We start from the raw sequence: 14563 nt of genomic DNA, 5'->3' as shown, positions 1-14563 counted from the left end.
GCTTCTTCCCTGGGGCTGGAGCTTGAGGTGGTGGCCCGTCCCTACGCGGGGGTGCGAGGGGTCTGGGTGCGGGAGGGGGAAGAGGCGCCGGAGCTTCCGCGGGAGAGGGGGTTCAAGCCCTTGCCCAAGCGGTGGGTGGTGGAGCGGACCTTCGCCTGGCTGGGGCGGAATCGGCGGCTCGCCAAGGACTATGAAGCCAACCCTGGGGTGAGCGAGGCCTGGGTGTATCTGGGCATGCTACGCTTGTTGGTGAAGCGGCTGGCCAGGGCCGCGTAGCTGGCCGTGGAGGGGTTTTACGACAGCCTCTAAGGTGTGCAGGGTGGAGAGGACCAGGTGCCCCGTCTGGGCGGCCATGAGGGCGGCTTCCACCGTCTCCTTGTCCCGCATCTCCCCGATGAGGATCACGTCCGGGTCCTGGCGCATGGCGTACTTGACCCCGGAGTAGAAGCTTTCCGTGTCCAGGCCCACCTCCCGCTGGACCACCAGGCTCTTCTTGTGCTTGTGCAGGAACTCAATGGGGTCCTCAATGGTGATGATGTTCTTGGCGTAGTGGAGGTTGATGTGGTCCACGAGGGCCGCCAGGGTGGTGCTCTTGCCGCTCCCCGTGGGCCCCGTGACCAGGATGAGGCCCCGCTCCTTGGCGGCGAGGCCCTCCATCACCTCCCGGGGAAGGCCCAGGGCCTCAAAGCTCGGGATCACCTCGGCCACCACCCGCATCACCAGGCCGAAGCTTCCCCGCTGCCTTAGGAGGTTGCAGCGGAAGCGGGCCACCCCGGGGATGGTGTAGGCGAAGTCCATCTCCTTGCGGTACTCCATCTCCTCCCACTGCTCGGGGGTGAGGAGGGCCCGGGCGATGGCCTCGGTGTCCCTGGGGGTGAGGGGGCGGCTACCGAAGGGGCGGAGCTTGCCGTCTATCCGGACGGTGGGCGGGGCCCCCGCCTGCAGGTGGATGTCCGAGGCCCGGGCTTGGACCATGGCCTTGAGCATCTCCACCAGGCTCGCCTTGCCTTCCGGATGGGCCTCGCTCATGGATAGACCTCCAGGTTGTCTATAAGCCGCGCCTCGGGGAACCTCCCGGCCACGATCCCCCTGGCCCCGGGAACCCAGCGGGAGATGGGAAGGAGCGTCTCGGGGTGGACGATGGCCAGGTAGTCCTTGCGGAACTCGGGCACCCCCGCCAAGACCTCCTCCCCCGCCTCGAGGGCCTCGGCTACGCCTCCCCCCCGCCGCGCCACCTCCCGCATGGCCAGGAGGGCCCGGTAGAGCACGGGGGCCTTCTTGCGGGTCTTGGGGGAGAGGTAGACGTTGCGGCTGGAAAGGGCGAGGCCGTCTTCCTCCCGCACCGTGGGCACCCCCACCACCTCCAGGGGAAAGCCCAGGTCCCGGACCATCTTCCGGATCACCAAAAGCTGCTGGTAGTCCTTCTCCCCGAAGTAGGCCCGCTCAGGCCGGACCAGGAGGAAAAGCCGCGCCACCACCGTGGCCACCCCCTGGAAGTGCCCCGGGCGCACCGCGCCCTCCCAAAGGGCGGTGAGGGGGCCTTCCACCTGGACCCGGGTGGCGAAGCCCTCGGGGTAGATCTCCTCCACGCCGGGGGCGAAGAGGAGGTCCACCCCCGCCGCCTCCAAAAGGGCCCGGTCCCGCTCCAAATCCCGGGGGTAGCGGTGGTAGTCCTCCCCGGGGCCAAACTGCAAGGGGTTGACGAAGATGGAGACCACCACGAAGGGGTTTTCCCTCCGGGCCCTTTCCACCAGGGCCAGGTGCCCCCGGTGGAGGTAGCCCATGGTGGGCACGAAGCCCACCCCCTCCCGGGGCAGGGCCTGGCGGAGCTCGGCCACGGCGCTCACGGTTCTCACGGGAGCCAGTATACTTGGCCCCGTGGGGAAGAAGAAACGGGAGGAAAAGCTGAAGAAAAAGGCCCTCAAGGAGTGGGAGGCCCGAAGGCCCAAGACCCTGCGGGAAGCCCTCCGCTACTTCCCCGGGGTCTTCCTGCGCACCGCCTTGGTGATGATGGGGGCGGTGGCCCTCCTCCTTCTCCTCGGCGCCTTAGGGGTGGGCCTCGCGGGGAGCTTCTGGTTCCAGCTTCTCGTCTACCTGGGGTTTTACCTGGCCTTCCAGCGGTTCATCATGGGGCCCTTGGCTCCCCCCCGGGTCAAGTAGGGCCCTAAATCCTCTCCGCGTCGGCCCAGAAGCCCTCGAGGTCGTAGTACTCCCGGGCCTCCGGGGTCATGAGGTGGACCACCACCTCGCCGTAGTCCAGCACCACCCAGCGGGGGCTTTGCCCCTCCGTGGGCCGGGGGCGGAGGCCCTCCTCCTCCAGCTTTTCCAAAAGGTGCCGCTCCAAGGCCTGAAGGTGGGGGGCGCTGGTGGCGCTGGCCAGGACGAAGTAGTCCAGGCTCTCGGAGACCTTGCGCAGGTCCAAGGCCACCACGTCCTCCGCCTTCTTTTCCCAAAGGAGATCCTTGATGTGCCCGATGAGATCCAGCGCCTCCTTAGGCTTCACCATCTGAGCTCATTGTAGCAGGTCCGGCCCGAGCTCCACCACCACCCCCTCCAGGGGCCTGTGGGGGGCGAGGAGGGGCAGGTGAAAGAGGTCGGCGAAGTAGGCCCCGGCCTCGGGGTCTTGGCTGTAGACGGCGCTTCGGACCACCGGGGCCACCTCCTCCTCGGCCCTCACCCCCTCCCGGGCCAGGAAGAGGCGGGCCCAAGCAAGAAGCTCGGCCTCTCCCTTAAGGCGCACCGCCACCTGGGGAGGGGAAGAAGGGGGGCTTGCGCCGAAGAAGGCGGAGAGGAAGCGGGCCCTGGCCTCCTCGTCCACGTAGAGGAAGGTCCCCGGGCCCTCCCGGGTGGGCAGGGTGGCCAGGAAAAGCTTCAGCCCCCGCACCGCGGGCAGGTAGGCCAGGACCTCCTCCAGGGTGAGGTCGGTGTCCAGCTCCCGCCAGGCCTCCTTAAGGGCCAGGGTGAGGGCGGGCCAGGTCCTGGGGTCCTGGGCCTTCTTCAGAACCTGGCCCACCACCCCCTTGATCCGGTCCAGCCGGGCGTAGTCCCCCAGGGCGTCGTGGCGGAAGCGCATGTACCTCACCGCCTCCTCCCCCGAAAGGTGCAGGCGGCCCGCGGGAAAGTCAATGTAGAGCTTCGCCGCCCGGTCGGTGTAGCGCATGGGCCTTTCCAGGTAGACCTCCACCCCTCCCACCGCGTCCACCACCCGGGCCACGCTCTCCAGGGTGAGGACGAGGTGCCTTTCCGCCACCAAGCCCGTGGCCTCCTCCACGGCCTTTTTGAGCAGTTCCGCCCCGCCCCGCCCGTAGGCGGCGTTGACCTTGCCCCCCACCAGGGGGCTGTAGAGGTCCCGGGGGATGGCCACCCCCCTCACCTCTCCCCCCTGGAGGCGCAGGTAAAAGATGGTGTCCGTGCGGCTCCCGGGGCCGCAGGGGGTGTGGTACCCGCAGTACTCAATGTCCCGGGCGGCCACCACCACCCCCATCTCCGGCAGGGGGCCGAGGCGCACGGGGCGGACCTCCCCCTGGGAGGGGGGCTGGGGCCAGGAGAGCACCCCCCCCAGGGCGAAGAGGGCCAGGGCCAAGAGGAGAAAGGAAGGCCTAGGGCGCATGGAAGCTCTGGTAGACCGCCAGGGTCTTGGGGTGGACGGGGACGCCCTTGGCGGAGAGGTAGCGGACCTTGTTCGCCACCGCCATCCTGTAGGCCTCCAGGAGGCCTCCCCTTAAGGCGAGCTCCCGGATCTCCCCGTTCACCCCCCTTCCCGGCTCGGAGATGTCGGCGATGTAGAGGGCCATACCGATGGCGTTTTCGGGGTCCACCCCGTAAACGTGGCCCTCTACGGCCTCCAGCACCTCCGGGTCCTCCACCCCCCAGGCCTCGGCCAAGCGGCGGGCGGCCCGGCCGTGGAGGGCGAGGGGATGGGCCTCCTCCACCGCGTTCTCCGGGGGGGCGAGCCGCTTAAGCTCCTCCTCGGGGAGGTCCCGGGCGGCGTCGTGGAGGAGGCCGGCGAGGTAGGCCCGCTCCCCGTCCAGGCCGTTTGCCTCGGCGATCTCCCGGGCCAAGGCCGCCACCCGGAGGATGTGCTCCAGGCGCTCGGGGCGCACCAGGGCCTTGACCCTCTCCAAGAGCTCAGCGGTAGAGACCGTGCTTTTCAAGGTACACCTCCACGGGGCGGGGGACCCAGTAGCGGACGCTCAGGCCCTCCCTAAGGCGCCTGCGGATCTCCGTGCTGGAGATGCCCACCTCCGGCACCACCAGGGGCACCACCGGAAGGGGCATCCCTTCCAGGGGGTAGCCGGGGCGGGCCACGGCCACCAGGGTGGCGAGCTCGGGAAGCCTCCGCCCCTCCTTCCAGGTGAGGACGTCCCGGTAGGCGTCGGCCCCGGTGATGAAGAAGAGCTCGTCCCCGGGGAAAAGCCTCCGGGCCTCCTCCAGGGTGTCCACGGTGTAGCTCGGCCCCGGGCGGTCCAGCTCCAGCCTCGAGGCCAAAAACCGCCTCTCCTCCGCCGTGGCCAGGAGGACCATCTCGTAGCGGGCCTCGGGGGGGGCCACCGGGGTCTTGTGGGGCGGGCGGGCGGCCACCACGAAGAGCACCCGGTCCAGGCCGAGGGCGCTCGCCGCCTCGCTGGCGGCGATGAGGTGCCCCAGGTGGACGGGGTCAAAGCTTCCGCCGAAGAGGCCGATGCGCACCTACCCCTCCGGGATGTACTCAAACTCCAGGCCCGCCAGGCGCACCACGTCCCCCGCCCTCACCCCCTTAGCCCTGAGGGCGGCCTCCACCCCGTGGCGCTTGAACACCTCCTGGAGGTAGCCCGCGGCCTCGGAGAGGTCCCCCTTGAGGCGCCTGAGGTACCGCTCCACCTCGGGGGCCCGCACCTCAAACACCCCCTCCTCCACCGGCACCACCTCCACCCCCGCCTTCACCAGGGTCCTGGGGGTGGGCTTTGGAAGCTCAGGGGCGGGGGTGGCCCGCACCAGGGCGTGGAGGGCCTCAAGAAGCTCAGGAAGCCCTTCCCCGGTGAGGGCGCTCACCGGGAGCACGGGAAGCCCTTCTTGGGCGAGCTCCGCCACCTTGGCCCGCGCCTCCTCCGGGGAGAGGAGGTCCACCTTGTTGAGGGCCACGAGGCTCGGCCTTAGGAGGAGGCCCCGGTCGTAGGCCCCCACCTCCTGGCGAAGGGTGCGCAAGGCGGAAAGGGGGTCCTCCAGGGCGTCCAGGACGTAAAGGAGGACCCGGGTGCGGGCGATGTGGCGCAGAAACTCCAGGCCCAGGCCCTTCCCCTGGCTCGCCCCTTCAATGATCCCCGGGATGTCCGCCAGGGTGAAGCGCTCCCCTTCGGAGACCTCCACCACCCCCAGGTTGGGGCTCAAGGTGGTGAAGGGGTACGGGGCGATCTTGGGATGGGCGTTGGTGGTGGCGGCGAGGAGGCTGGACTTGCCGGCGTTGGGGTAGCCCACCAGGCCCACGTCGGCGATGAGCATGAGCTCCAGCCTGAGCCTACGCCGCTCCCCCTCCTCCCCCGCCTCGGCGAAGCGGGGGGCCTGGCGGGTGGGGGTGACGAAGTGGACGTTCCCCCGCCCCCCTTCCCCGCCCCGGGCCACCAGGACCGTCTGCCCCTCCTCCGTGAGGTCGGCGAGGAGCTCCCCGGTGTCCGCGTCAAAGACCCGGGTGCCCCGGGGCACCTCAATGTAGAGGTCCTCCCCGGCGCGGCCGTGCTGGCCGCTCCCCTTGCCGTGCTCCCCGTCTTTGGCCTTGTAGGTGCGCTTGGAAAGCTCCGAAAGGGAGTCCACGCTCCCCTTGGCCCGGAGGTATACGTGCCCCCCGCGGCCCCCATCCCCCCCGTCCGGACCCCCCTTGGGCACGAACTTCTCCCGGCGGAAGGAAACGGCGCCGTCGCCACCCCTCCCGGCGGCGACGGTGATGAGGAGAACGTCCTGGAAGGCCAAGACCCCTTAGCTCAAGGGGCGCACGTGCACGTAGCGGCCCAGCCGCCCCTTGTCCTGGAACTCCACCACCCCGTCCACAAGGGCGAAGAGGGTGAAGTCCCGGCCCATGCCCACGTTCTTCCCGGGCTTGAAGCGGGTGCCCCGCTGGCGGACCAGGATGTTGCCCGCCCGCACCACCTGGCCGCCGAACCGCTTCACCCCCAGGCGCTTGGACTGGGAGTCGCGGCCGTTCTTCGTGGAACCAAGTCCCTTTTTATGCGCCATGGCTCACCCCTGGATCTCCTTGATGAGGATCTCGGTGTAGGGCTGGCGGTGCCCCTTCTTGCGGCGGTACTGCACCTTGGCCTTGAACTTGGCGATGGTGACCTTCTTGCCCCGGCCGTGGCCCAGAACCTCGGCCACCACCTTGGCCCCCTCCACGTAGGGCGCCCCCACCGCCGTCTTCTCGCCCCCCAGGAAGAGGACGGGAAGCTCCACCTGGCTTCCGGGCTCGGCCGCAAGCTTCTCCACCTTGAGCTTGAGCCCGGGCTCCACCCGGTACTGCTTTCCACCCGTCTTGACGATCGCGAACATGGCCTCCCCTTCGGGGCCCTTAGGCCCTACCGGTCTTCCACTATACCCAAAACCCCAGGCCTTCCGCAAGCCGAAGCCCCCCTTTCGGGGGGCTTTTGGTGGAGCCGAGGGGATTCGAACCCCTGACCTCCTCAATGCCATTGAGGCGCGCTCCCAACTGCGCCACGGCCCCAGGCAACGCCTATGGTACCGGGGGGAGGGCTTCTTGTCAACGGGGCCAGAGGCCGATGAGGAGGGCCAAGGCGGCGAAGACCGCCCCCAGGATCACGGTGAGGCGGTAAAGGCCCCCGGTGACGCCCCGGGCGGAGAAGAGGTCGGCGGAGCCGCCCATGAGGTCCCCCGCCCCCTGCTTGGGCTCCTGCACCAGGACCAGGTAGACCAAAAGCCCCGCCACGCCGAGGTAAAGGAGGATGACCAGGGTGTAGAGGAAGTCCATACCTCCCCCACTTTAGCGCGGGGAAGCGGGAGTGTCCACCTGGCAAGATGGGGGCATGGACCTGGCCGAGATCCACGCCGCCTTCCGGCGCATCGCCCCCTACACCCACCGCACCCCCCTCCTCACCTCCGGCCTCCTGGACGAGCTCCTTGGCAAGCGCCTTCTCCTCAAGGCCGAGCACCTGCAGAAGACGGGGAGCTTCAAGGCCCGGGGAGCCCTCTCCAAGGCCCTCGCCCTGGAAAACCCCAAGGGGCTTCTGGCGGTCTCCAGCGGCAACCACGCCCAGGGGGTGGCCTACGCCGCCAAGGTGCTCGGGGTGAAGGCCCTGGTGGTGATGCCCGAGGACGCAAGCCCCTACAAGAAGGCCTCCGCCCGGGCCTACGGGGCCGAGGTGGTGGACCGGGGGGTGACGGCGAAGAACCGGGAGGAGGTGGCCCGGGCCCTGCAGGAGGAGACGGGCTACGCCCTCATCCACCCCTTTGACGACCCCCTGGTCATCGCCGGGCAGGGGACGGCGGGGCTTGAGCTTCTGGCCCAGGCGGGGAAGCGGGGGGTCTTCCTCGAGGCCGTCCTCGCCCCCGTGGGGGGCGGGGGGCTCCTCGCCGGCCTGGCCACGGCGATAAAGGCCCTCTCCCCCCAAACCCTCGTCCTCGGGGTGGAGCCCGAGGGGGCGGAGGACGCCAAGAGGAGCCTGGAAGCGGGAAGGATCCTCCGCCTAGAGGCGCCCCCCAGGATCCGGGCGGACGGGGTGCGAACGCTAAGCCTGGGGGAGCGCACCTTCCCCATCCTCAAGGAGAAGGCGGACGGGATCCTTGTGGTGAGCGAAGAGGCGATCTTGGAGGCCGAGCGCCTCCTTTTCACCCGCACCAAGCAGGTGGTGGAGCCCACGGGCGCCCTCCCCCTGGCCGCGGTGCTGGAGCACGGGGCGGGCCTTCCCAAGACCCTCGCCCTCCTCCTTTCCGGGGGCAACCGGGACTTCTCTCCCTAGGGGGGCGGGGTAAGCTGACCCCGTGATCGTCAAGGAGAGCCTCCTACCCATAGAGGAAGTGGCGGCGAAGCTCGGCCTGGGCCGGGACCGGCTCTACCTCTACGGCCCCCACATGGCCAAGGTGCTGGGGGAGCCCCCAAAGCCCAGGGGCAGGCTGGTCCTCGTCACGGCCATCACCCCCACCCCGGCGGGGGAAGGCAAGACCACCACGGCCATCGGCCTGGTGGACGCCCTCTGGCGCCTGGGGAAGCGGGCGGCCTTAGCCCTGAGGGAGCCCTCCCTGGGGCCCGTCTTCGGGGTCAAGGGCGGGGCCACGGGGGGCGGGAAGGCCCGCCTCGAGCCCCGGCACGAGATCAACCTCCACTTCACCGGGGACTTCCACGCGGTGACCAGCGCCGTGAACCTCCTGAACGCCCTCCTGGACAACCACCTGCACCAGGGGAACGAGCTCGGCATAGACCCCAGGCGCGTGGAGCTCAAGCGGGCCATAGACATGAACGACCGCGCCCTGAGGCACATCGTCTTGGGCCTGGGGGGCAAGGCCCACGGGGTGCCCCGGGAAGGGGGGTTTGAGCTCACCGTGGCCAGCGAGGTCATGGCCCTCATGAGCCTGGCCCAAGACTTCCAGGACCTGAAGCGGCGCCTGGGCCGGATGCGGGTGGCCTTCACCTACGAGGGGAAGCCCGTCTACGCCGTGGACCTTCAGGCGGTGGGGGCCATGGCCGCCCTCCTCCGGCAGGCCTTCCTCCCCAACCTGGTGCAGACCGCCGAGGGCAACCCCGCCTTCGTCCACATGGGGCCCTTCGGCAACATCGCCCACGGGACGAACTCCCTAAGGGCGAGCCTCTTCGCCTTGGGCCTTGCGGACCTCGTGGTGCAGGAGGCGGGCTTCGCCACGGACCTCGGGATGGAGAAGTTCATGAACGTGGTGGCCCGCACCGGGGGCCTGGTGCCCGAAGCGGTGGTCCTGGTGGCCACCCTAAGGGCCCTCCGCTACCACGGGGGGCAGGACGCCTGTGGGATGCCGGACCCCAAGGCGGTGAAGGAGGGCCTCGCCAACCTGGAAAAGCACGTGGAGAACGTGGAGCTTTTCGGGTACAAGCCCGTGATCGCCCTAAACCGCTTTCCCGGGGATACCCCGGAGGAGATCGCCCTGGTGCGGGCCTTCGCCGAGGAACGGGGCTTCCCCTTCGCCCTGAGCGAGGTCTACGCCAAGGGGGGCGAGGGGGGCCTGGAGCTCGCCGAGCGGGTCCTGGAGGCCCTCGCCCTGCCCCACGCCTACCGCCCCCTCTACCCCCTGGAAGCCCCCCTGGAGGAGAAGGTTTTGGCCATCGCCACCCGGGTCTACGGGGCGGAAGGGGTGGAGTGGAGCGAGGAGGCCAAAAGGGCCCTCAAGGCCGCCAAGAAGGAGGGGTGCGAGGCCCTCCCCGTGGTCGTGGCCAAGGCCGCCACCTCCCTCTCCGACAACCCCAGGCTCCGGGGCAGGCCCCGGGGCTTCACCGTGCGGGTCACGGACCTCCGCTGCCGCCTGGGGGCGGGCTTCGTGGTGGTCTACATGGGGGGGATAGAGACCCTCCCCGGCCTCCCCAAGACCCCCCAGGCCTTCGGGATTGACGTGGACGAGGAGGGGAACATCCGGGGGATGGACTACTGAAAGACCCCAGGAAACCTTTTGCCGGGGCCCCCATGCTGGCTTGGGCCAGCATGGGGTGGTATCAGATCCCGTGCTGGTCCGCCCGTTGCTTCTCCACGGGAAGCCCCGTGGCCCCGTGGAAGGCCTCCACCTCCTCCAGGAAGCGGCGGAAGAGGTAGAGGGCGTCGTGGGGCCCGGGGGCGGCCTCGGGGTGGTACTGGACGGAGAAGACGGGGTAGCGGGCGTGGGCCATGCCCTCGAGGGTCCCGTCGTTCAGGTTCACGTGGGTGGGGCGGAAGTCCTTGAGGGAGTCAATGTCCACGGCGTAGCCGTGGTTCTGGCTGGTGATCTCCACCTTCCCCGTCTGCAGGTTCTTCACCGGGTGGTTCGCCCCCCGGTGGCCGAACTTCATCTTGAAGGTCCGCCCCCCCGCCGCCAGGGCCAAGAGCTGGTGCCCCAGGCAGATGCCGAAGGTGGGCAGAAGCCCCATGAGCTTCCAGATGGTCTCGTGGGCGTAGCGGGGCATGGTGGGGTCGCCGGGCCCGTTGGAGATGAGGAGGCCGTGGGGCTCCAGGGCCATGATCTGGTGGGCCGGGGTCTTCCCGGGGACCACGATGACCTCAAAGCCGAGGGCGGCCAGGTTCTCCACGATGGCGTGCTTGATGCCGAAGTCCATGACCACGATGCGCCGCCCCGACTTCAGGGTGGGCCAGGCGTAGGGCAGGGGCGTGGAGACCTCGGGGGTCATGTCCCGGCCATCTATGTCCGTCCAGGCCTGGGCCTCCCGGCGGAGGGCCTCGAGGTCCTCCGGGGTGAAGGCGTGGTCGGGGGCGCCGAAGAGGCTCGCGTGGGCGATGGTCCCCTTCAGCACCCCGCCTTCCCGGATCTTCCGCACCAGGGCCCTCGTGTCTATGCCCTCAATCCCCACCACCCCGTAGAACTCCATGAACTCCCCCAGGGTCTGCTGGGCCCGGGGGTTGGAGGCCACGCGGCTGAACTCCTTGGCCACGAAGCCCTTCACCCAAGGGCGGTTGGACTGCATGTCGTAGACGTTCACCCCGTAGTTGCCCTGGTGAGGGTAGGTCATGACCACGATCTGCCCGTGGTAGCTGGGGTCGGTCATGATCTCCTGGTAGCCGGTCTGGGCGGTGTTGAAGACCACCTCCCCCACCGTCTTCCCCCGGGCGCCGAAGGCGTAGCCGTGGTAGACGGTGCCGTCCTCCAGGACCAAAACGGCGCGCTCCTTCACTCCAGCCATTCCTCCTCCTCTATCCCCGCTTGCCTCAGGATGCGCTTTAGAAGGTCCACACCAATCTCTCCCCGGTGGGGATTGGGCAGGACCAAGCGCACGGAACCTCGCACCATGAACTGGTGCCGTCCCCCTGTGTAGGGTCCGGAAAAACCCAAGGACTTAAGCCTGGCCACGAGCTCCCTCCGGGAAACCGGCCTAAGCCGCCTCGCCATGGGGGAGCTCAATGCGGACCTCGCCCAAGGGCGGGGGCGTCTCACCCCGGGAGAGCAGAAAGAGAAGCCAGTCCTCCAGGGCGGCCTGCAGGTTGGCCTCGCACGCCTTCAGGCTCTTCCCCGTGGCCCAGACCCCGGGGAGGTCGGGGATCTCCCCATAATAGGGCTCCTCATCGGCGATGAGCTCGTAGCGGGCCCGGGCCATGGCCTCCTCCAGATAGCGGGTTAGGGTACCCATCCCGCCCATTCTAGCCCCTGGAAGCCCCCGGGGAAAACTCCTTGATGACGGCGATCTCCCGGCAGTTCTCGTAGAAGGGGCAGGCGTTGCACTCGCTCCAGACCTTCGGGGGGAGGGCCTCCCGGGTGGTCACCCGGTAACCCAGGCCCCGGAAGAAGTTCACCTGGAGGGTCCAGGCGAAGACCCGGGGAAGCCCCAGGTCCCGCGCCTCCCGCTCCGCCCCCAGGACGAGCCAGCGGCCAAGGCCCTGGCCCTGCCTTGTGGGGTGGACGGCGAGGCCCCGGATCTCGGCGAGGTCCCGCCAGAGGACGTGGAGGGCCACGGTGCCCACGATCTGGCCGTCCTCGTCCTGAAGGACCTGGAAGTCCCGGATGTTCTCGTAGAGGTGGCTGTGGCTCCGCACCAGCATCAGGCCCTTTTCCGCCCAGTAGCGGATGAGCCAGTAGATGGCGTCCACGTCCTCTAGCCGCGCCTTCCTAAGCTCCACCCCCGCTTCGGGGCGCACCTCGGGGAGGACTACCGGGGAAAGGGAAAGCCCCCTCACCTCAGTCAAGCCCCACCTCCTTTCTGGCCTCCTCTAGCCTCTCCCGCACCGCCAGGGGGGCCGTGCCGCCGTAGGAGCGGCGCCTATGGATGGCGGTCTCCAGGCGGAGGAGGGGGAGGGCGTCCTCGGCGAAGAGGGGGTGGTGGGCCCTAAGCTCCTCCAGGGTGAGGTCCTTGAGGGCCCGCCCCTCCTCCACAAGCCTCCGCACGAGCCTCCCCACCACGTGGTGGGCCTCCCGGAAGGGAAGCCCCTTTTCCGCCAGGTAGTCGGCGAGCTCCGTGGCGAGGGCAAAGCCCTCCTCCGCCGCCCGCCACATCCTCTCCCGGTGCCACTTGAGCCCGGGGAGGAGGGCGGCGAGGAGCCTGAGGCTATCCCGGTAGGTGGCGAGGGCGTCCAGGAGGGGCTCCTTGTCCTCCTGGAGGTCCTTGTTGTAGGCGAGGGGAAGGCCCTTCACCACCGCCGAAAGCCCCACCAAGGCCCCGAGCACCCTCCCCGCCTTGGCCCGGATGAGCTCCAGGATGTCCGGGTTCTTCTTCTGGGGCATGATGGAAGACCCGGTGGCGAAGGCGTCCGGCACCTCCACGAAGCCGAACTCCTCGGTGCTATAGAGGATGAGCTCCTCCGCCATGCGGGAGAGGTGGAGCATGCCGATGTTCAAGGCGGAGAGGACCTCCAGGGCGAAGTCCCGGGAGGCCACCGCGTCCAGGGAGTTCCGCATGGGGGCCTTGAAGCCAAGCTCCCTGGCGGTGAAGTGGCGGTCTATGGGGAAGCCCGTCCCCGCGAGGGCGGCCGCCCCCAGGGGGCTTTCGTTGAGGCGCTCTTTGGCGTCCTCCAAGCGCCCTGCGTCCCGCCCAAGCATCTCGTAGTAGGCGAGGAACCAGTGGGCAAGGAGCACGGGCTGGGCCCGCTGGAGGTGGGTGTAGCCGGGAAGGACGTAAAGGGGGTCCAGGTGCTTCTCCGCCTCCCGCACCAGGACCCGCCGGAGCTCTAAAAGGAGGGCCAGGAGCTCGTCTATGGCCGCCCGTAGATAAAGCCTCAAGTCCGTGGCCACCTGGTCGTTGCGGCTCCGGGCGGTGTGGAGCTTCCCCCCAGGGGGCCCGATGAGCTCGGTGAGGCGGGCCTCGAGGTTCATGTGGACGTCCTCCAGCTCCTCCCGCCAGGGGAAGGTGCCCGCCCCGATCTCCTCCTCTATCCGGTCCAGGCCCTCGAGGATGGCCTCAAGCTCCTCCGCGCTCAGGAGGCCCACGGCGTGGAGCATGCGGGCGTGGACCCGGTTCTGCCAAAGGTCCTCCCGCCAGAGGGCCCGGTCAAAGGGGAGGGAGGCGTTGAAACGGGCCGCAAGGGCGTCCGGCCCCTCCCCGAAGCGCCCCCCCCAGGTCCTATGCGCCATGGCCCTCCCTCTCCAAAAGGGCCCGCACCCGGAGGCGCAGGGCCTGGATCTTGATGAAGCCCTCGGCGTCCTTCTGGTCGTAGCCGCCCGCCTCGTCAAAGGAAACCAGGTCCTTGCGGTAGAGGCTCTTCGGGGCCTTCCTTCCCACCACGTAGACGTTCCCCTTATAGAGCTTGAGCCGGGCCACGCCGGTGACGCTTCTCGCCACGTGGTCAAAGTAGGCCTGGAGGGCCTCCCGTTCGGGAGCGTACCAGAAGCCGTAGTAGACGAGCTCGGCGTACTTGGGGGAGAGCAGGTCCCTTTGGTGGAGGACCTCGCGGTCCAGGGTGAGGCTTTCCACCGCCCGCCTGGCGTGGTAAAGGATCGTCCCCCCCGGGGTCTCGTAGACCCCCCGGGACTTCATGCCCACGAAGCGGTTCTCCACAATGTCCACCCGGCCCACCCCGTGCCGCCCCCCGATCTCGTTGAGCCTCTGCAGGAGGGCCGCCGGAGAAAGCCTCTCCCCGTTCACCGCCACGGGGTCGCCCTGGAAAAACTCCACCTCCACGTACTCCGGGGCGTCGGGAGCCTCCTCGGGGTCTCGGGTCATGCGGAACATCCCCTTGGGGGGCTCGGCCCAGGGGTCCTCGAGGACTCCCCCCTCGTAGGAAATATGCAGGAGGTTGGCGTCCATGGAGTAGGGCTTCTCCTGGGTCACGGGGACGGGAATGCCGTGGGCCTCGGCGTAGGCGATCATCTCCTGGCGGCCCTGGAAGCTCCACTCCCGCCAGGGGGCGATGACCCGGATCTCGGGCTTCAGGGCATAGGCGGTGAGCTCAAAGCGCACCTGGTCGTTCCCCTTCCCCGTGGCCCCGTGGGCGATGGCCTCCGCCCCCTCCTCCTCGGCGATCCGCACGAGGTGCTTGGCGATCAAGGGCCTGGCGATGGCGGTGCCGAGGAGGTAGTAGCCCTCGTACACCGCGCCGGCCCGCATCATGGGGAAGACGAAGTCACGGACGAACTCCTCCTTGAGGTCCAGGGCGATGGCCTTGAAAGCGCCCGTCCTCAGGGCCTTCTCCCGGGCCTCCTCCACCTCCTCCCCTTGGCCGATGTCCGCGGTGAAGGCGATGACCTCGGCCCGATAGGTCTCCTTGAGCCACTTGAGGATGATGCTGGTGTCCAGTCCGCCGGAGTAGGCCAAGACGATCTTCATGTCCCTCCCAGTCTACCCCCTCGAGGAGGCGTGCATAAGTATACATGAACAAACCCGCGCCATGGCCTACCCCTGGGCTTGCCTAGTAAATTGCCTTGTACCCCGGAGGGGGCGGGAGAAGGGAGAGAAGAACCCTAAGGCCGTAGGCGATGAGCTCCAAAA

Annotated in this window: 19 protein-coding genes, 1 tRNA gene and 2 pseudogenes; 4 read left to right on the top strand and 18 right to left on the bottom strand. The window is 68.9% G+C overall.

What is annotated here, in order from left to right; all coding sequences use genetic code 11:
* Nucleotides 1–276 (top strand): transposase (locus BLP62_RS11260; RefSeq protein WP_143004359.1); only part of this gene is annotated, 276 nt, incomplete at its 5' end.
* 24 nt (nucleotides 277–300) lie between these two features.
* On the opposite strand, the pseudogene BLP62_RS11255 reads toward BLP62_RS11260, so the two are convergent.
* Both BLP62_RS11255 and panC read right to left on the bottom strand, forming a co-directional pair.
* Nucleotides 301–1029: pseudogene (locus BLP62_RS11255) on the bottom strand (type IV pilus twitching motility protein PilT); the annotation flags it as partial.
* Nucleotides 1026–1856 carry a pantoate--beta-alanine ligase gene (gene panC / locus BLP62_RS11250; RefSeq protein ID WP_093008440.1) on the bottom strand — a complete coding sequence of 277 codons (831 nt, stop codon included), beginning with the start codon at nucleotides 1854–1856 and terminating at the stop codon, nucleotides 1026–1028. The gene panC and the pseudogene BLP62_RS11255, both read right to left, overlap by 4 nt.
* A 22-nt stretch (nucleotides 1857–1878) precedes the next feature.
* Between panC and BLP62_RS11245 the strand changes: the two genes are divergently transcribed.
* Entirely contained in the window at nucleotides 1879–2160 is a 282-nt protein-coding gene (locus BLP62_RS11245; RefSeq protein ID WP_093008439.1) for a hypothetical protein, read from the top strand.
* Nucleotides 2161–2164: 4 nt separating this feature from the next.
* Here BLP62_RS11245 and rsfS read toward each other — a convergent pair whose 3' ends face one another.
* From rsfS to secG, 9 genes are all read right to left on the bottom strand, one after another.
* Nucleotides 2165–2506 (bottom strand): ribosome silencing factor, encoded by a 342-nt coding sequence (rsfS, locus tag BLP62_RS11240; protein ID WP_093008438.1) that lies wholly within the window; start codon nucleotides 2504–2506, stop codon nucleotides 2165–2167.
* Nucleotides 2507–2512: 6 nt separating this feature from the next.
* Nucleotides 2513–3610, bottom strand: a complete 1098-nt coding sequence (locus BLP62_RS11235) for an LCP family protein (RefSeq protein WP_093008437.1) — start codon at nucleotides 3608–3610, stop codon at nucleotides 2513–2515.
* The gene (gene yqeK / locus BLP62_RS11230; RefSeq protein ID WP_093008436.1) at nucleotides 3600–4154 is read right to left on the bottom strand and encodes a bis(5'-nucleosyl)-tetraphosphatase (symmetrical) YqeK; all 555 of its coding nucleotides are present in this window, start codon (nucleotides 4152–4154) and stop codon (nucleotides 3600–3602) included. Before yqeK ends, BLP62_RS11235 begins: the two co-directional genes overlap by 11 nt.
* Nucleotides 4129–4689 (bottom strand): nicotinate-nucleotide adenylyltransferase, encoded by a 561-nt coding sequence (gene nadD, locus BLP62_RS11225; protein ID WP_093008435.1) that lies wholly within the window; start codon nucleotides 4687–4689, stop codon nucleotides 4129–4131. The genes yqeK and nadD overlap by 26 nt, the downstream gene beginning before the upstream one ends.
* Nucleotides 4690–5943: a GTPase ObgE gene (obgE, locus tag BLP62_RS11220; RefSeq protein ID WP_093008434.1), complete on the bottom strand. Its 1254-nt coding sequence runs from the start codon at nucleotides 5941–5943 to the stop codon at nucleotides 4690–4692.
* A gap of 6 nt (nucleotides 5944–5949) precedes the next feature.
* Nucleotides 5950–6207 (bottom strand): 50S ribosomal protein L27, encoded by a 258-nt coding sequence (gene rpmA, locus BLP62_RS11215; protein WP_093008433.1) that lies wholly within the window; start codon nucleotides 6205–6207, stop codon nucleotides 5950–5952.
* Between the two features lie 3 nt (nucleotides 6208–6210).
* Complete coding sequence (rplU, locus tag BLP62_RS11210; protein WP_093008432.1) at nucleotides 6211–6516, bottom strand: 50S ribosomal protein L21; 306 nt, start codon at nucleotides 6514–6516, stop codon at nucleotides 6211–6213.
* 96 nt (nucleotides 6517–6612) lie between these two features.
* Nucleotides 6613–6688: transfer RNA gene (locus tag BLP62_RS11205), tRNA-Ala, on the bottom strand.
* A 36-nt stretch (nucleotides 6689–6724) separates the two neighbouring features.
* The gene (gene secG, locus BLP62_RS11200) at nucleotides 6725–6952 is read right to left on the bottom strand and encodes a preprotein translocase subunit SecG (protein ID WP_003047134.1); all 228 of its coding nucleotides are present in this window, start codon (nucleotides 6950–6952) and stop codon (nucleotides 6725–6727) included.
* A 55-nt stretch (nucleotides 6953–7007) separates the two neighbouring features.
* Between secG and BLP62_RS11195 the strand changes: the two genes are divergently transcribed.
* On the top strand, nucleotides 7008–7940 hold the full coding sequence (locus tag BLP62_RS11195; protein WP_093008431.1) for a threonine/serine dehydratase family protein: 933 nt from the start codon (nucleotides 7008–7010) through the stop codon (nucleotides 7938–7940).
* 22 nt (nucleotides 7941–7962) lie between these two features.
* On the top strand, nucleotides 7963–9594 hold the full coding sequence (locus BLP62_RS11190; protein ID WP_093008430.1) for a formate--tetrahydrofolate ligase: 1632 nt from the start codon (nucleotides 7963–7965) through the stop codon (nucleotides 9592–9594).
* A 61-nt stretch (nucleotides 9595–9655) separates the two neighbouring features.
* Here the strand turns inward: BLP62_RS11190 and carA are convergent, their stop codons facing one another.
* The 7 genes and pseudogenes from carA to BLP62_RS11155 all read right to left on the bottom strand — a co-directional run.
* Nucleotides 9656–10831 carry a glutamine-hydrolyzing carbamoyl-phosphate synthase small subunit gene (gene carA, locus BLP62_RS11185; RefSeq protein ID WP_093008429.1) on the bottom strand — a complete coding sequence of 392 codons (1176 nt, stop codon included), beginning with the start codon at nucleotides 10829–10831 and terminating at the stop codon, nucleotides 9656–9658.
* The gene (locus tag BLP62_RS11180) at nucleotides 10819–11037 is read right to left on the bottom strand and encodes a type II toxin-antitoxin system HicA family toxin (RefSeq protein ID WP_093008428.1); all 219 of its coding nucleotides are present in this window, start codon (nucleotides 11035–11037) and stop codon (nucleotides 10819–10821) included. Before BLP62_RS11180 ends, carA begins: the two co-directional genes overlap by 13 nt.
* Nucleotides 11021–11284: a type II toxin-antitoxin system HicB family antitoxin gene (locus BLP62_RS11175; RefSeq protein ID WP_093008427.1), complete on the bottom strand. Its 264-nt coding sequence runs from the start codon at nucleotides 11282–11284 to the stop codon at nucleotides 11021–11023. The genes BLP62_RS11180 and BLP62_RS11175 overlap by 17 nt, the downstream gene beginning before the upstream one ends.
* Before the next feature lies 1 nt (nucleotide 11285).
* Nucleotides 11286–11819 carry an N-acetyltransferase gene (locus BLP62_RS11170; RefSeq protein WP_093008426.1) on the bottom strand — a complete coding sequence of 178 codons (534 nt, stop codon included), beginning with the start codon at nucleotides 11817–11819 and terminating at the stop codon, nucleotides 11286–11288.
* Nucleotide 11820: 1 nt separating this feature from the next.
* The gene (gene argH / locus BLP62_RS11165; protein WP_093008425.1) at nucleotides 11821–13209 is read right to left on the bottom strand and encodes an argininosuccinate lyase; all 1389 of its coding nucleotides are present in this window, start codon (nucleotides 13207–13209) and stop codon (nucleotides 11821–11823) included.
* Nucleotides 13199–14401, bottom strand: coding sequence for an argininosuccinate synthase (locus BLP62_RS11160; RefSeq protein WP_093008424.1), 1203 nt, complete (start codon nucleotides 14399–14401; stop codon nucleotides 13199–13201). Before BLP62_RS11160 ends, argH begins: the two co-directional genes overlap by 11 nt.
* Nucleotides 14402–14483: 82 nt before the next feature.
* Nucleotides 14484–14563: pseudogene (locus BLP62_RS11155) on the bottom strand (IS5/IS1182 family transposase); the annotation flags it as partial.

The organism is Thermus arciformis (assembly GCF_900102145.1).
Lineage (GTDB): Bacteria > Deinococcota > Deinococci > Deinococcales > Thermaceae > Thermus > Thermus arciformis.
This window is presented reverse-complemented; position numbering and strand designations above follow the sequence as displayed.

Excerpts from the sequence above, each read along its gene's own strand:
- rsfS (WP_093008438.1), bottom strand. The coding sequence starts at position 2,506 with ATGGTGAAGCCTAAGGAGGCGCTGGATCTCATCGGGCACATCAAGGAT.
- BLP62_RS11235 (WP_093008437.1), bottom strand. The coding sequence starts at position 3,610 with ATGCGCCCTAGGCCTTCCTTTCTCCTCTTGGCCCTGGCCCTCTTCGCC.
- rpmA (WP_093008433.1), bottom strand. The coding sequence starts at position 6,207 with ATGGCGCATAAAAAGGGACTTGGTTCCACGAAGAACGGCCGCGACTCC.
- rplU (WP_093008432.1), bottom strand. The coding sequence starts at position 6,516 with ATGTTCGCGATCGTCAAGACGGGTGGAAAGCAGTACCGGGTGGAGCCC.
- secG (WP_003047134.1), bottom strand. The coding sequence starts at position 6,952 with ATGGACTTCCTCTACACCCTGGTCATCCTCCTTTACCTCGGCGTGGCG.
- BLP62_RS11195 (WP_093008431.1), top strand. The coding sequence starts at position 7,008 with ATGGACCTGGCCGAGATCCACGCCGCCTTCCGGCGCATCGCCCCCTAC.
- carA (WP_093008429.1), bottom strand. The coding sequence starts at position 10,831 with ATGGCTGGAGTGAAGGAGCGCGCCGTTTTGGTCCTGGAGGACGGCACC.
- BLP62_RS11180 (WP_093008428.1), bottom strand. The coding sequence starts at position 11,037 with ATGGCGAGGCGGCTTAGGCCGGTTTCCCGGAGGGAGCTCGTGGCCAGG.
- BLP62_RS11175 (WP_093008427.1), bottom strand. The coding sequence starts at position 11,284 with ATGGGCGGGATGGGTACCCTAACCCGCTATCTGGAGGAGGCCATGGCC.
- argH (WP_093008425.1), bottom strand. The coding sequence starts at position 13,209 with ATGGCGCATAGGACCTGGGGGGGGCGCTTCGGGGAGGGGCCGGACGCC.
- BLP62_RS11160 (WP_093008424.1), bottom strand. The coding sequence starts at position 14,401 with ATGAAGATCGTCTTGGCCTACTCCGGCGGACTGGACACCAGCATCATC.